Raw genomic sequence first — 14,244 nt, forward strand, 5'->3', positions numbered from 1 at the left:
GGGCTCGGATGACAAGGCGCCTGTCCCACCGCGCCGATCCGGGCCGTCTAGGTCAGCGGTCGCGGACGCCTTCGAGGTCGATCCGGATCTCGCCGCTCACGGCGCCTTTGGGATCGAACGAACGCTCGACGATGCAGCCGTTGCCGTCCGCGCCGAGCAGGACCACGCTCGAACAGCGCGTGCCGTAATCGGGATCGCGGATGAAAACCGGGCTGAAGCGCTGTTCGGGGCCCTCGCTGTCGGGCTCGGGCGGAAGCGGCGTCTCGTCGGCAAGCGCGGCAAAGAGCGGATCGAGCGCGTCGCCGCCTTGCGCGAGCCACTCGGAAAGCGCCGAGGCGAGCCGCGCGGTCTTGGGCCATGGCGTGTCGAACGCACCGTTCGAGACACCATGGATGCCCGGCGCGAGGGGCGTGGCCTTCGCGCTCGGCCAGTTGGTCAGGTGTTCGCAGCGCCCTGCGTCGCCGCGTAGCAGATGGAACGGGTTCATCGCCGCATGGTCGCCGTCGGGCCGCGCCCGCAGCCAGTCGCTCACCAGCGCGCCGCGCGAGGCCATCTCGGGCTTGGGATAGCCCGGCCTGCGGAAATTGGTGACGAGCCCGAAGCGCCCGCGCGTGGTGACGCCGAGCCATGTCCCGCCCGCGCGCAAGTCGCGCCCGGCAATGACCCCGCTGCCGTCGTCCCAGCGGGCGAGCGGGGCGGTGGGGCGCGCGTGGAACTCGTCGCGGTTGGCGATGATCGCCACTCGCCAGCGCGGATGCGCCAGCCACGCGATCGCGGCGACGCACATCAGATCAGGCCCTTGGCTTTCAGCGAGACGTGGCCCTGACGGCCTATGATGAGGTGATCGTGCACGGTCACGCCGAGCAGGCGACCGGCCTCGGCGATGCGGTTGGTGATGTCGATATCGGCGCGGCTCGGCTCGGCCGAGCCCGAGGGATGGTTGTGGACGAGAATCAGCGCGGTGGCGCCGATGTCCATCGCCTTGTGGATCACCTTGCGCGGGTGAATTGCCGCTTCGTCGACGTCGCCGTCGGCGACGCAGTCGTCGAGGATCAGCATGTTGCGCGCGTTGAGGTAGAGCACGCGCACGCGCTCGTGCGTGAGGTCGGCCATGTCGACCATGAGATAGTCGACCAGCGCCTGCCACGAGCCGATCACCGGCCTCTCGCGCACTTCTTGACGGACCAGCCGCCGCACGGCGACCGCGACGACCTTGAGCGCGGCGGCGCTTGCTTCGCCCATGCCGGGATGCGCCTGAAGCGTGTTCGCATCGGCGTTGAGCACGCCGGCGAGCGAGCCGAATCGCGCGATCAGCGAGCGCGCCAGCGGCTTCATGTCGCGCCGGGGAACCGCGCCCATCAGCAGGAATTCTATGACCTCGTGGTCGGCGAGCGCGTCCTCGCCCCCGGTAAGCAGGCGCTTGCGCAGCCGCGCGCGATGGCCGCTGGCGTCCTGACCCGCGTCGATCGCCTCCCGGCGGGGGTTCTGCTCGTCGAAAAGTTGGCGCTCGTCTGGCATGGGTCTGTTCAACTGCATTGCCTTTCCGGCCTTTGACGCGCAAGTGATGGAGCGCATGGCGCAGGAGGAATACAAGGAATATCCCGAAGCCGGGCGGGGTATCGACAGGCGCCATCGCTCGCGAGGGTGCCTGCTGCTCGCGTCGCTTTCGCTGATCGTCGCGCTGGTGCTCGTCTATCTGTGGATCCAGCGCGAACGGATCGCCGACGACTACATCTCGCAGCAGCTCGAAAGCATGGGACTGCCCGCGACCTACGACATTGCCGAGATCGGCCCTGACCGGCAGGTCGTGCGCAATCTCGTGGTGGGCAATCCCGAGCGGCCCGATCTGACCATCGAGGAAATCGTGCTCAATACCCGGATCGGCTTCGGGCTGCCGGGCATTGGCCGAATCACGCTCGTCAAACCCCGGCTCTACGGCAGCTTTCGCGATGGCGCGGCAAGCTTCGGCAGTCTCGACGCCGTGCTCAAGGGCGGCGGTGACGAGCCGTTCCGCATGCCCGACCTCGATCTGGGCATCGTCGACGGCAGGGCGCTGATCGAAACCGACTACGGACGCGTCGGCCTCAAGCTCGACGGTGAGGGCGGCTTGCGTGGCGGCTTCGAGGGCGAACTGGCGGCAGTGGCGCCCGCGCTGGCGCAGGGCGAATGCCGGACGGGCCGCACGACGCTCTACGGCAAGGTTTCGGTTTCGCGCGAGAAGCCTCGCTTCGCCGGGCCCTTGCGGATCGACGGGGCGCGGTGCCCGCAGCTTCCGCTGCGCCTTGGCCGCACCGTGCTCGATGCCGATCTGGTGGTCGACAAGTCGCTCGACGGTCTCGAAGGCAAGCTCGGCCTCGTCGCGGGGCCGGTGGCCTATGGTCCGAACCGCGTCGAGGGAACGCAGGGGACGGTGGCCTTCTCGTACCGCGCCGGCGCGCTCAACGCCCGTTACGACCTCGTGGCGCCCGGCGTCGCCAGCCCGCAGGCGCGCCTCTCGCGCCTGGCGGTGCAGGGCCGCCTGCGCACGCTCGACGGGGTCTCCCGGCTCGAGATCGAAAGCGACGTGCAGGGCAGCGGGGTCGCGGGCGGCGAGGCGCTGTTTGATGCGCTGGCGAGCGTCGTGGAGGCGGGGAAGGGCACCTTGCTCGTGCCCGTCACGGCGCAAGTGCGCAGCGCGCTTGACCGCGAATCGCGCGGCAGCGAATTCGACGGCAGCCTGATCCTGCGCAAGACCGAGGAGGGCACCACGCTCGTGGTGCCGCGCGCCAACCTGCGCGGCGGCAGCGGCGCGACCCTCCTCGCGGTCTCGCGTTTCCAGATGCTCGTCGGGGCCGATGGCGGTCTGCCCCGGCTCGCCGGCAACTTCGCGACCGGCGGCGTCGGGCTTCCCGCGGTCTCGGGGAGAATGGAGCGCAACGACGACGACCGCCTCGTGCTGCGCGTCCGCATGCCTGAATATGCCGCGGGCGATGCCCGCCTGGCGCTGCCCTCGCTCACGGTGGTTCAGGCGCGCGACGGGGCCTTCGCGCTCAAGGGCGAAGCGCGGCTGAGCGGCCGGCTGCCGGGAGGCAGCGCGCGCGATCTCGTCCTGCCGATCGACGGGCGGATCGCCGACGACGGCAGTTATGCGTTCTGGCGCAAGTGCGTCGAAGTCCGCTTCGACCAGCTCACGGTCGCCAACCTGACGCTCGATCGCCAGCGCCTGCCGCTTTGCCCGCCGCGCGGCCGCGCCATCGTCAGCGGAGGCGGAGGGCCGCTTCGCGTCGCGGCGGGCACTTCGGGGCTCAACCTGTCGGGGCGGTTGGGCGGGACGCCGATCCGGATCGCCAGCGGCCCGGTCGGCATGGCCTGGCCGGGGGCGCTGACCGCGCGCGCGCTCGAAGTGGCGCTGGGGCCTGCGGCGACGGCCTCGCATTTCCGCATCGCCGACCTCAGGGCTCGCCTCGGCGACGATATTGCCGGAACCTTCGAACGCTCCGACGTCACGCTCGCCGCGGTCCCGCTCGACATCCTCGAGGCCGCGGGAACGTGGCGCTACGCGGATGGCGTGCTGACGCTGGGCGAAGGCTCGTTCCGGCTCGAGGACCGCGAACAGGTCGACCGGTTCAAGCCGCTGATCGCGCGCGACGCCAGCCTGCGCCTCGCCGACAACCGTATCGATGCCGAGGCGCTGCTGCGCGAGCCGCAAAGTGATCGGCAAGTGGTTCGCGCCACGATCCGCCACGATCTGGCGACTGGAACGGGCCACGCCGATCTCGATGTGCCGGGCGTGGTCTTCGATGCCGCGCTGCAGCCCGACACGCTCACCTATCTCGCGCTCGGCGTTATCGCCAATGCCGAAGGGGCCGTGTCCGGCAGAGGCCGCATCGACTGGAACGAGCAGGCGGTCACCTCGCGCGGCCGGTTCTCCACCGACCGCCTGGATTTCGCGGCGGCGTTCGGGCCGGTCAAGGGACTGGCGGGCACCGTCGAATTCAGCGACCTGCTCGGCCTCGTGACGCCGCCTGGGCAGACCTTGCGGGTCGCTTCGGTCAATCCGGGTATCGAGGTGAACGACGGGATCGTGAAGTTCGGTCTGCGTCCGGGCCACGTCGTCGCGGTCGAGGGCGCGGACTGGCCCTTCTTCGGCGGCACGCTCCATCTCGAGCCCGTGACGATGACCATCGGCGCGGAAGAGACCCGGCGCTATGTGCTGGTGATCAGCGGGCTCGACGCGGCGCGCTTCATCGAGCGGATGGAGCTGGCGAACCTCTCCGCCAGCGGCACCTTCGACGGGCGCATGCCCCTGGTCTTCGACAAGGACGGCGGTCGGATCGAGGGCGGCGCGCTCGAATCGCGCGAACCGGGCGGCAACGTCTCCTACGTCGGCGAGCTGACGTACAAGGACCTCTCCACGATGGCCAACTTCGCCTTCGATACGCTGCGCTCGCTCGATTACCGGCGCATGGAGATCGGCATGGACGGCGCGCTCGAGGGCGAGATCCTCACCCGCGTGAAGATCTTCGGCGTCCGGCAGGGCGAGGGCGCGCGGAAGAACTTCCTCACCCGGCGCATCGGCAAGCTGCCGATCCAGTTCAACGTCAACCTGCGCGCGCCGTTCTTCCAGCTCGTGAGTTCGTTCAAGTCGCTCTATGATCCGTCCTATATCCGCGATCCGCGCACGCTCGGCCTCATCGGCGAAGACGGCGAGCCGAGGAACCCGGCGGCTTCCCCGCCGAACCCCGGCGGCACGGCGAATCCCGCCGCTCCCCAACCGACCATTCAGCCTCCTGAAAGCGAGGATATGCCATGAACTCCCCACGATTGACCCACCTGCATCCGCCTGCAAGAAGCGAGCGCATGACGGCAGACGGGATGCGGCAGGGCCAATCGGGCCGACGTGCACGGCGTGCGGCGGCGATGCTGGTGCTGGGAGCGACGATGCCGGCGGGCTGCATTTCGGTGAATGCGCCCGACAAGCCGATCGTCATCGAACTCAACATCAACATCACCCAGGAAGTCATTTACCGTCTCGCCGAAGACGCTTCGAACACGATCCAGAGCAACCCGGACATCTTCTGATGAGGAGCACCATGCAGACCACCCGTTTCGCCCGTTTCGGTATCGCCCTCGGTGCCGCGGCCCTGGCCGTGGGCGCGATCGCGGGGCCCGCCCTGGCGCGCGATCCGGCCTACGAAGCCGCGCGCGCGGCCGGCAAGGTCGGAGAGAAGATGGACGGCTACATCGGCATCGTCGGTTCCGGGGACGCCGATCTGCGCAAGATGGTCGACGACATCAACATCAAGCGCAAGGCGGTCTACGCGCAGAAGGCGCAGGAGCAGCACGCGACGGTCGAGCAGTACGCCTTCACCTCGGGCTGCCTGCTGATCTCGCAGACCAAGCCGGGCGAGAAGTACCAGGCTCCGGACGGGAGCTGGAAGACCCGCGGCGCCGGAGCCCCCGAGCGCGACAGCCGCTGTCCCTGATCGGGGCCGCCGCCCTGCACATCTGATCTTATCGGGGGCCGCGTATCTCCAGCTTGCTGAAGACGATCGTCCGGGACTTTCGCTGGGTTCACTTGTCGCTCGGCATCATGGGAAACTTCACGTTCCTGGTCGGCAGTATCCTGTTCCTCCCCTCGTTTTCCGAGTGGCAGACGACGGGCGTGGTGTTGTTCATCGTGGGCTCGGCGCTGATGTTCGTGGGCGCGCTGGGCGAGTTCGTGCTGAAGGCGATTCCCTCGCTGTCGGAAGACGATGGCGCTGCCTGATATGCCCTTCGGGATAATCGCCGCATCGCACGATCCGCACCGGTTGACTCCTAGGTACCCCCAACCTAAGGGGGCGACGCCCTCGGCGGGCAGCCGTTGTTGGTGTCAAACGTTCCTGGGGTCAGGAGGATGGCATGAGCGACGAGCCAAACGCACGAGAACCTGTCGGTGAAGATGCGCGGATCGACGCGCTCGACGAGCGGCTCAAGGCCGCCCGAGAGCGGGAAGAAAAGCGTAACAAGCCGGCCGCAGGCGCGGAAACGGACGAGAATTATCGTGCCGGCAACCGTGTCCTTGCGGACCTCATCGGCGGGATTGTCGGCGGCGCGTTCATTGGCTGGGTGATTGATCACTTCGCCGGGACGACGCCCTGGGGTCTGTTGGTGATGCTGTTCCTCGGGATAGTGGTCGCCTTCAGGAACATTATCCGGATGTCGAACCGGCGCCCTGACTGATTCCCGCGGGGGTGGGGACCACAAGGGGCGCTGTCGCGCATGTAAGGCAAGGCAAAGAGGGCGAGCACGTGGCAGCCGAATCTGGCAAAGTCGATCCGATGCACCAGTTCACCATCGAGCCCTTGTTCGGCTCGGGCGGCTGGGAAATCGCGGGCTACAACATCGCCTTCACGAATTCCTCGCTGTGGATGATGATTTCGGCCGCGGTGCTGTTCGTCTTCGTCGCCGGCGGCCTGAAGCGTGAACTCGTGCCCGGGCGCTGGCAGATGGCGGTCGAGAGCTTCACCGGCTTCGTGGATTCGATGCTCGCGGCCAATATCGGCCCGGCGGGCAAGAAGTACGTGCCTTACGTCTTCTCGCTGTTCATGTTCATTCTCTTCGCAAACGTGCTTGGCCTGCTGCCGCTGGCTGTCGTGCCCGGCCTTCACGCCTTCACCTTCACCAGCCATTTCAGCGCCACCGGCGTGCTTGCGATCCTGTCGTTCTCGATCGTGCTCGTGGTCGGCTTCTGGAAGCACGGCTTCCACTTCTTCTCGCTGTTCGTGCCTCATGGAACGCCCGTCCTGATGATACCGCTGATCTTCGTGATCGAGCTGGTCTCGTTCCTGGTGCGTCCTTTCAGCCTCGGCCTGCGACTGTTCGTCGCGATGATGGCCGGTCACGTGCTGCTCGAGGTGCTCTCCGGCTTCGTCATCAACGGTCTCAACGCCGGCATCGGGATCGGCCCGGTCGTCAGCGTGCTCAGCTTCATCCTGATGATCGCCATCGTCGCGCTCGAGTTCCTCGTCGCGGGCATCCAGGCCTATGTCTTCGCGCTGTTGACGTCGCTGTACATCAACGACGCCGAGAACCTTCACTAAGCACAATCCAACCCAGTCACGATTTTCCAAGAAGGAGTTTTCACATGGATCAGGAAGCAGCCAAGCTGGTCGGTGCCGGCCTCGCGGCCATCGGTGCGGGCATGGCCGCCATCGGCGTGGGTAACGTTTTCGGCTCGTTCCTCGAGAGCGCGCTGCGCAACCCCGGCGCCGCGGACGGCCAGCAGGGCCGCCTGTTCATCGGCTTCGCCGCCGCCGAGCTTCTCGGCCTGCTCTCGTTCGTCGTCGCGATGATCCTCATCTTCGTCGCCTGATCGAACGACCTGAAATGACCGGCCGGCCCCGCATCCTCGCGGACCGGCCGGCCACCAAGCGGAATCCGCCATGCCTCAGATAGCCCAGCTTTCGGCGACCTATGCCAGCCAGATCTTCTGGATCCTGCTGGTGTTCGGCTTCGTCTTCTTCGTCATCGGTCGGGGAATGGTCCCCAAGGTGATGCAGACCGTCGAGGCGCGCGACAAGCAAATCGCCGCCGATCTCGCCGCTGCCGAAAAGGCACGCGGTGCGGCAGACGCCGAGGAGGAGGCCTGGCGCAAGCGCGAGAATGAAAATCGCGCGCAAGCCCAGGCGATCATCGCCGAGGCAAAGGCGGCTGCGGCCAAGTCCACTGAAGGCAGGCTCGCCGAAGTCGGCGCCAAGCTCGATGCACGGATCGCCGAGGCGGACGCGCGGATCGCTTCGGCGCGCGACGCGGCGATGGACGAGATCGAGGACGTCGCGGCACAGGCCGCGGGCGACATCGTTTCGCGGATCGCCGGGATTAGCGTCGACGATGCGGCTGCGCGCGCGGCCGTGAAGAAGTCCATGGTCATTGGCTGAGGGTAGCGACATGCAGCACGAAACCGCTGCCGAAGCGGCACATGGCGGGGAGAGCCCGATCAAGACCGAAACTCTTGCGGACGGTAAGGCTGAGATGCACCATCCAGAGCCGAGCGCGCTTGGCTTCTCGCCGGCGGGTTGGGTCAGCCTTGCGATCATCGCCATTTTCCTGATCGCTTTCTGGAAGAAGGTGCCCGGGATGCTGGCCGGCGGTCTCGACAAGTCGATCTCGGAAATCAAGAAGCAGCTCGACGAGGCCAAGGCGCTGCGCGCCGAGGCCGAGGCGCTCCGCCAGGAATACGCCGACAAGATCGCCAATGCCGAAAAGGACGCGGCGGCCATGCTCGAGCATGCCCGGCACGAAGCCGATGCGATCGTCGCCAAGGCGGAGGCCGACACCACCGAGGTGATCGCCCGCCGCGAAAAGATGGCCGAGGACAAGATCGCTGCCGCCGAGCGCGCGGCCGTCTCCGATCTGCGCGCCAAGGCCGCCGATGCGGCCGCCGTCGCCGCCAAGGGGCTGATCGCCGCGCGGCATACCGCGGAGGCGGACAAGGCGCTGGTGGACCAGGCGATCGGTTCGATCTGATCCGGCTTGGTTGAGCCAGCCCCGCGGCTTCGCGGGCCTGCGGCCAGGACACGATAAAAAGGGCCCATGCCGAGCGAGGCATGGGCCCTTTTTCGTTGCGCGTCCGCCGAAGTCTCCAACCGTGAGCCGCGACCGGGCGCGGCGTTCTCTGGGTCTTGCGGTCAGAAGGCATCCTTGGCGCTGCGCAGGGCGGCGAAGGTCGCCACCGGGTCGCCGCCACTGCCCCAGCGGGCCTGCATCGCCGGATCGTCGGCGCGCAGGAAGGGATTGGTGTCCAGTTCGCGGCCGAGCCTGGCTGGCACGGTCGGCAGGGCATCGGCGCGGCGCCGGGTGATCTCCTCGCCGTATTCGGCGAGCGCGGCATTGTCCGGATCGGCGTGGAGTGCGAAGCGCAGGTTGGCGCTGGTGTACTCGTGCGCGCAGTATAGCAAGGTGTCGGACGGCAGCGCCTTGATCCGCTTGAGGCTCTGCCAGAATTGCGGCGCGCTGCCTTCGAACATCCGCCCGCAACCAAGCGCGAAGACCGAATCGCCGACGAAGGCCATGCCCGCTTCGGGAAGGTGGTAGGCGATGTGCCCGATGGTGTGCCCGCCGACGTCGATGACCTTGGCGATCCAGCCACCCAGAGCGACTTCGTCGCCCTGCTTAACCTTGCGGTCGATTCCCTCGATCTTGCCCGCATCGCCTTCGGGCGCGACGATCGTGCAGCCGGTCGCGGCCTTGATCGCCGCATTGCCGCCGGCGTGGTCCGGATGCCAGTGCGTGTTCCAGATCTGCGTGATCGTCCAGCCCTTGGCTCTCGCCTGCTTGAGGTATTCGTCCGCGTCAGGCGTATCGATGCAGGCGGTCTCGCCGCTCTCGGGATCGTGAAGCAGATAGCCGTAGTTGTCGGACAGGCAGGCGAACTGGTGGACTTCTGGCGGCATCGATTTCTCCTTTGCCGCCAATCTAGGGATGCAAGCCCAAAGCGAAAGGCCCGCCCGGATTGCTCCGGACGGGCCTTTTCGTGTTCGGTGTCGCTGGAAGCGGGGTCTTACGACTGCTTCTTGAGCGCTTCGCCGAGGATGTCGCCGAGCGAGGCACCCGAGTCCGACGAACCGTACTGCTCGACCGCCTGCTTCTCTTCGGCGAGCTGGTGCGCCTTGACCGAGAAGTTGGGCTTCTTCGAGCGATCGAAGCCGGTGACCATGGCGTCGAGCTTCTGGCCGACCTGGAAGCGGTCGGGGCGCTGCTCGTCGCGGTCGCGGCCGAGGTCCGAGCGCTTGATGAAGCCGGTCGCGCCGTCGTCGCCCGCCTGGACCTCGAGGCCGCCGTCGCGGACTTCGAGGACAGTGACGGTAACGACTTCGCCACGGCGCAGCGAACCGCTGCCCGAAGACGCCACGCCGCCCGCCGCCGGAGCACCGCGCTCAAGCTGCTTCATGCCGAGGCTGATGCGCTCCTTGTCGACGTCGACGTCGAGCACGATCGCCTTGACCTGCTCGCCCTTGCGGTGGAGCGCCAGCGCGTCCTCGCCCGAGATGCCCCAGGCGATGTCGGACATGTGGACCATGCCGTCGACGTCGCCGTCGAGGCCGATGAACAGGCCGAACTCGGTCGCGTTCTTGACTTCGCCCTCGACCTCGGTGCCCACCGGGTGCTTGTCGGCGAACTCTTCCCAGGGATTGCGCTGGGCCTGCTTGAGGCCGAGCGAGATGCGGCGCTTCTCGGAGTCGACCTCGAGCACCATGACTTCGACTTCCTGCGAGGTCGAAACGATCTTGCCCGGGTGGACGTTCTTCTTGGTCCAGGACATCTCGGACACGTGGACGAGGCCCTCGATGCCCGGCTCCAGCTCCACGAAGGCGCCGTATTCGGTGATGTTGGTGACGGTGCCCGACAGCTTCGAGCCGACCGGGTACTTGACCGCCGCACCATCCCACGGATCGCTCTCGAGCTGCTTCATGCCCAGCGAGATGCGCTGCGTTTCCTGGTTGATGCGGATGATCTGCACGGTGACGGTGTCACCGATGTTGATCACCTCGCTCGGGTGGTTGATGCGCTTGTAGCTCATGTCGGTGACATGGAGCAGGCCGTCGATGCCGCCGAGGTCGACGAAGGCGCCGTAGTCGGTGATGTTCTTGACGACACCCTCGATCACCTGGCCTTCGGAGAGCTTGTCGATCAGTTCCGAACGCTGCTCGGCGCGGGTCTCTTCAAGGACGGCGCGGCGCGACACGACGATGTTGCCGCGGCGACGGTCCATCTTGAGGATCTGGAAGGGCTGCGGCATGTCCATCAGCGGCGCGACGTCGCGCACCGGACGGATATCGACCTGCGAGCCGGGAAGGAACGCGACCGCGCCATCGAGATCGACGGTGAAGCCGCCCTTGACGCGGCCGAAGATCACGCCCTCGACGCGCTTGCCTTCGCCGAACTCGCTTTCCAGCTTGTCCCACGCGGCTTCGCGGCGGGCGCGGTCGCGGCTGAGCATCGCTTCGCCGTCGGCGTTCTCGACGCGGTCGACGTAGACTTCCACTTCGTCGCCGACCTTGAGGCCATGCTCGTCCTCGCCGCGCGCGAACTCGCGCAGCGGCACGCGCCCTTCGCTCTTGAGACCGACGTCGATGACGGCCTTGTCGTTTTCGATGGCGGTGATGGTGCCCTTGACGACGCGGCCTTCGAAGCCGTCATCGGCGACGCCGCCGAGTTGTTCGTCAAGGAGTTTCGCGAAATCGTCGCGCGTCGGATTTGCCGCAGTGGCCATGTAGGATGTCTCTCTAGTATCGATTTTCCGGCCAGGCGGTTTTTCCGCCGGTCTTTTCTCCGCCTCCGCGCACCATGCGCTCGGTCGGGGCTAAGGGCCAGACCGCCGCGGGGGCCGATCGCCGTCCACGGCATCCCTTGGGCGATGCCTTCGGAACGGTCGCGCGCCTAGGGCAAACGCGCCGGGAAGACAAGCGGAATCGGTGTTCCGAGGCAGGCCGGGGCTATTTCGCGCTCATCCGGTCAACCAGCGCGACCGCCCGCGCGATCGCGTCTTCGCGGCTGAGCGCCGAGGTATCGAGCACGATGGCGTCCGGCGCGGCGACGAGCGGCGCGGCGGCGCGGTTGCGGTCGCGCTCGTCGCGCGCGCGCAAGTCGGCGGCGATGGCTTCGAGCGTGACCGCGCGTCCCGCCTCGCGCATCTCGTTGAAACGGCGCTCGGCCCGGGCCTCGACCGAAGCGGTGACGAACAATTTCACGTCGGCCCCGGGCGCGATCACGGTGCCGATGTCACGCCCGTCGAGCACCGCGCCGCCGGGCCGCGCGGCGAAGGCGCGCTGGCGTTCGAGCAGGGCCGCGCGGACCTCGGGATGGATCGAAACGCGGCTTGCGAGCCCGCCGCTTGCTTCGGAGCGCAGTTCGGGGTCGCCGAGCAGTTCGGGCGGAAACGCGGTCGCGGCGAGGGCATCGGCCGGATCGTCGGGATCGCCGCCCGCCAGCGCGACGCCTCGCCCGACCGCGCGGTAGAGCAGTCCGGTGTCGAGATGCGGCAGACCATAGCGCTCGGCGAGCGCCTTCGCGATCGTGCCTTTGCCCGAGGCGGTGGGACCGTCGACGGCGATGATCACGCGCGGCTCCGGCGGCGAAAAGCCTTGCCAAGTCCCCAGATCGCGATCGCGGCCCAGAACACTTCGAGGACGAGCGAGGCCGGGTTCATGTGGACCAACAGCGATATCGTCAGCAGCGCGGCGCCCGCGAGGTTGACGCCGTGCTGGACGAAGGGGTTCGGGCGGTCGCGGGCGGTGACGTACCAGTAGGCGAAGACGATGCAACCCATGCCGACGAAGCCGATCACGTTGGCAAGATCGGGATTCATTGCGCGAGCCCGTCGAGCATCGCTTCGAAGGGCGGGAAGCTGGTCGCGATCGGGCGTGTGTCGTCGAGTTCGACACCATGGCGGCTCGCAAGCCCGCAGACCGCCATCGTCATCGCGATGCGGTGGTCGAGATGGGTCGTGATCGGCCCGTCTGTGCCGCGCAGGGGGTCGCCGCCGGTGCCCTCGATGACAAGGCCGTCCTCGCGCTCCTCGATCCGCGCGCCTGCCGCGCCGAGCGCGGCGGCCATGGCGGCGAGGCGATCCGATTCCTTGACGCGCAGTTCGTCGAGCCCGCTGGTGACCGTGCGGCCCTGGGCGAGCGCGGCCGCGACGAAGAGCACCGGAAACTCGTCGATCATGCTCGGCGCGATCGCCGGATCGACCTCGATGCCGCCGAGCGCCGAATGCCGCACCACGAGATCGGCGACCGGCTCGCCGCCGACGACGCGCGCGTTGGTTTCCTCGATCGATCCGCCCATCTGCCGTAGCAAGCCGATCAGCCCCGCGCGGGTGGGATTGAGGCCGACGTTCTCGATCACGATATCGCTGCCGGGCACGAGGAGACCGGCGACGAGGAAGAAGGCCGCCGAGGATGGATCGCCGGGCACTTCGACGTCCTGCGGGCGCAGCTCGGCTTCGCCTTCGAGCGCGATCACGCGCGCGCCGTCGGTATCGGTCTCAGCCGTGAGGCGGGCGCCGAAGCCGCGCAGCATCCGTTCGGAGTGGTCGCGGGTCGGCACCGGCTCGACGACGGTGGTGATCCCCGGCGTGTTCAAGCCGGCCAGCAGCACCGCGCTCTTGACCTGGGCCGAGGCGACCGGGAGGCGATAGCGGATCGGCACGCCGGGCAGGGCGCCGCGCACCATCAGCGGCAGGGTCTGGCTGCCGTTTGTTCCGGGGCTCGCCTCGAAGGCCGCTCCCATCAGCGAGAGCGGCTCGATCACGCGGCCCATCGGCCGCTTTGAAAGGCTGGCGTCGCCGATAAAGGTGGTGGTGATCGGGTGGCTGGCGACAAGGCCCATCAGCAGCCGGGTCGAGGTGCCCGAATTGCCCATGTCGAGCGCGGTCTGCGGTTGCAGCAGCGAGCCCACGCCGACGCCGTGGACGCGCCATTCGCCTTCATCGAGCCGCTCGACCTCGGCGCCCATCGCGCGCATCGCGGCGGCGGTCGCCAGCACGTCCTCGCCCTCGAGCAGGCCGGTGATCCGGCTTTCGCCCACGGCTAGCGCCGAAAGCATGATCGCGCGGTGACTGATCGACTTGTCGCCGGGAACGCGGATGCGGCCCCGCAACGGTCCTGCGGGCAGAAAGCGGCGCGGGCGCATCGCGGCGGGATCGTGGGCGGTCAAGGCAGGCACTTTTCCGATTGAGTGGCAAGGGGCGAAAGCGCGCGGCTTTTGACAGCGCGGGGCGGCTATGGCAAGGCGCGCGCCCGATGGCCCGAGGCTTGATTTCCGAGGGCAGCGTTACCATCACGTTTTTTCTTATCTGACGCGCCGCCTCTTCGCGGGCGGGACATAGAGGATTTTTCATGGTCAAGCCTGAATGGGGCGCCAAGCACGGCTGCCCGAAATGCGGCACCCGCTTTTACGACCTCGGTAAGGATGATCCGGTCACCTGCATCGAGTGCGGGCACGAATGGCATCCCGAACCCGTGCTCAAGTCGAAGCAGCCGATTCCCTTCGAGGAAATCGAAAAGAAGAAGCCGGAGCCCGAGCAGGACGACGATATGGCTGACGACGATCTCGACATCGACGATGACGGCGATTCGCCCGACAACGACGTCGATCTGGGCGGTGACGATGATCTCGGCGTGCGCGGCGGCGACGACGAGGACGACGAGAACTGAGTTGGCGCGATCGTGGAACGCGCAGTTTCGCGATCCGCGCAATTTCCGCTTGCCAACCCGGAGC

General features: G+C 67.6%; 17 protein-coding genes. 10 read left to right on the top strand and 7 right to left on the bottom strand.

Annotation, left to right across the window (positions count from 1 at the left end):
- Positions 1–52 precede the first annotated feature (52 nt).
- Together B2G71_RS06910 and radC are read right to left on the bottom strand one after the other, a co-directional pair.
- Complete coding sequence (locus tag B2G71_RS06910) at positions 53–787, bottom strand: NRDE family protein (RefSeq protein ID WP_098105022.1); 735 nt, start codon at positions 785–787, stop codon at positions 53–55.
- A complete protein-coding gene (gene radC / locus B2G71_RS06915) occupies positions 787–1,518 on the bottom strand; it encodes a DNA repair protein RadC (RefSeq protein WP_098105023.1) in 732 nt (243 codons plus the stop codon). The genes B2G71_RS06910 and radC overlap by 1 nt, the downstream gene beginning before the upstream one ends.
- Here radC and B2G71_RS06920 point away from each other — a divergent pair.
- The 9 genes from B2G71_RS06920 to B2G71_RS06960 all read left to right on the top strand — a co-directional run bounded on the left by B2G71_RS06920 (position 1,517) and on the right by B2G71_RS06960 (position 8,490).
- Positions 1,517–4,792, top strand: a complete 3,276-nt coding sequence (locus tag B2G71_RS06920; RefSeq protein ID WP_098105024.1) for a YdbH domain-containing protein — start codon at positions 1,517–1,519, stop codon at positions 4,790–4,792. The genes radC and B2G71_RS06920 overlap by 2 nt on opposite strands.
- 47 nt (positions 4,793–4,839) lie before the next feature.
- Entirely contained in the window at positions 4,840–5,061 is a 222-nt protein-coding gene (locus B2G71_RS06925; protein ID WP_240530038.1) for a YnbE family lipoprotein, read from the top strand.
- Between the two features lie 11 nt (positions 5,062–5,072).
- Entirely contained in the window at positions 5,073–5,465 is a 393-nt protein-coding gene (locus B2G71_RS06930; RefSeq protein WP_098105276.1) for a YdbL family protein, read from the top strand.
- Positions 5,466–5,518: 53 nt separating this feature from the next.
- Positions 5,519–5,749, top strand: a complete 231-nt coding sequence (locus B2G71_RS06935) for a YrhK family protein (protein ID WP_240530039.1) — start codon at positions 5,519–5,521, stop codon at positions 5,747–5,749.
- A 134-nt stretch (positions 5,750–5,883) separates the two neighbouring features.
- Entirely contained in the window at positions 5,884–6,204 is a 321-nt protein-coding gene (locus B2G71_RS06940) for an AtpZ/AtpI family protein (protein WP_098105026.1), read from the top strand.
- Between the two features lie 68 nt (positions 6,205–6,272).
- Positions 6,273–7,064 carry a F0F1 ATP synthase subunit A gene (locus tag B2G71_RS06945; protein WP_098105027.1) on the top strand — a complete coding sequence of 264 codons (792 nt, stop codon included), beginning with the start codon at positions 6,273–6,275 and terminating at the stop codon, positions 7,062–7,064.
- 44 nt (positions 7,065–7,108) lie between these two features.
- Positions 7,109–7,336 carry a F0F1 ATP synthase subunit C gene (locus tag B2G71_RS06950; protein WP_067538277.1) on the top strand — a complete coding sequence of 76 codons (228 nt, stop codon included), beginning with the start codon at positions 7,109–7,111 and terminating at the stop codon, positions 7,334–7,336.
- 70 nt (positions 7,337–7,406) lie between these two features.
- Positions 7,407–7,901: an ATPase gene (locus B2G71_RS06955; protein WP_098105028.1), complete on the top strand. Its 495-nt coding sequence runs from the start codon at positions 7,407–7,409 to the stop codon at positions 7,899–7,901.
- Positions 7,902–7,995: 94 nt separating this feature from the next.
- Positions 7,996–8,490, top strand: coding sequence for a hypothetical protein (locus B2G71_RS06960; protein WP_240530055.1), 495 nt, complete (start codon positions 7,996–7,998; stop codon positions 8,488–8,490).
- A gap of 161 nt (positions 8,491–8,651) precedes the next feature.
- On the opposite strand, the gene gloB is transcribed toward B2G71_RS06960, so the two are convergent.
- The 5 genes from gloB to aroA all read right to left on the bottom strand — a co-directional run bounded on the left by gloB (position 8,652) and on the right by aroA (position 13,656).
- The gene (gene gloB / locus B2G71_RS06965) at positions 8,652–9,416 is read right to left on the bottom strand and encodes a hydroxyacylglutathione hydrolase (protein ID WP_098105030.1); all 765 of its coding nucleotides are present in this window, start codon (positions 9,414–9,416) and stop codon (positions 8,652–8,654) included.
- 107 nt (positions 9,417–9,523) lie between these two features.
- Positions 9,524–11,236: a 30S ribosomal protein S1 gene (gene rpsA, locus B2G71_RS06970; protein WP_098105031.1), complete on the bottom strand. Its 1,713-nt coding sequence runs from the start codon at positions 11,234–11,236 to the stop codon at positions 9,524–9,526.
- A gap of 223 nt (positions 11,237–11,459) precedes the next feature.
- Positions 11,460–12,083: a d(CMP) kinase gene (locus B2G71_RS06975; protein ID WP_098105032.1), complete on the bottom strand. Its 624-nt coding sequence runs from the start codon at positions 12,081–12,083 to the stop codon at positions 11,460–11,462.
- Entirely contained in the window at positions 12,080–12,331 is a 252-nt protein-coding gene (locus tag B2G71_RS06980; protein ID WP_098105033.1) for a permease, read from the bottom strand. The genes B2G71_RS06975 and B2G71_RS06980 overlap by 4 nt, the downstream gene beginning before the upstream one ends.
- Complete coding sequence (gene aroA, locus B2G71_RS06985) at positions 12,328–13,656, bottom strand: 3-phosphoshikimate 1-carboxyvinyltransferase (RefSeq protein ID WP_098105277.1); 1,329 nt, start codon at positions 13,654–13,656, stop codon at positions 12,328–12,330. Before aroA ends, B2G71_RS06980 begins: the two co-directional genes overlap by 4 nt.
- A gap of 206 nt (positions 13,657–13,862) precedes the next feature.
- Here aroA and B2G71_RS06990 point away from each other — a divergent pair, with 206 nt between their 5' ends.
- Positions 13,863–14,180: an FYDLN acid domain-containing protein gene (locus tag B2G71_RS06990; protein ID WP_098105034.1), complete on the top strand. Its 318-nt coding sequence runs from the start codon at positions 13,863–13,865 to the stop codon at positions 14,178–14,180.
- Positions 14,181–14,244 lie beyond the last annotated feature (64 nt).

The sequence above is a fragment of the Novosphingobium sp. PC22D genome (assembly GCF_002556635.1).
Lineage (GTDB): Bacteria > Pseudomonadota > Alphaproteobacteria > Sphingomonadales > Sphingomonadaceae > Novosphingobium.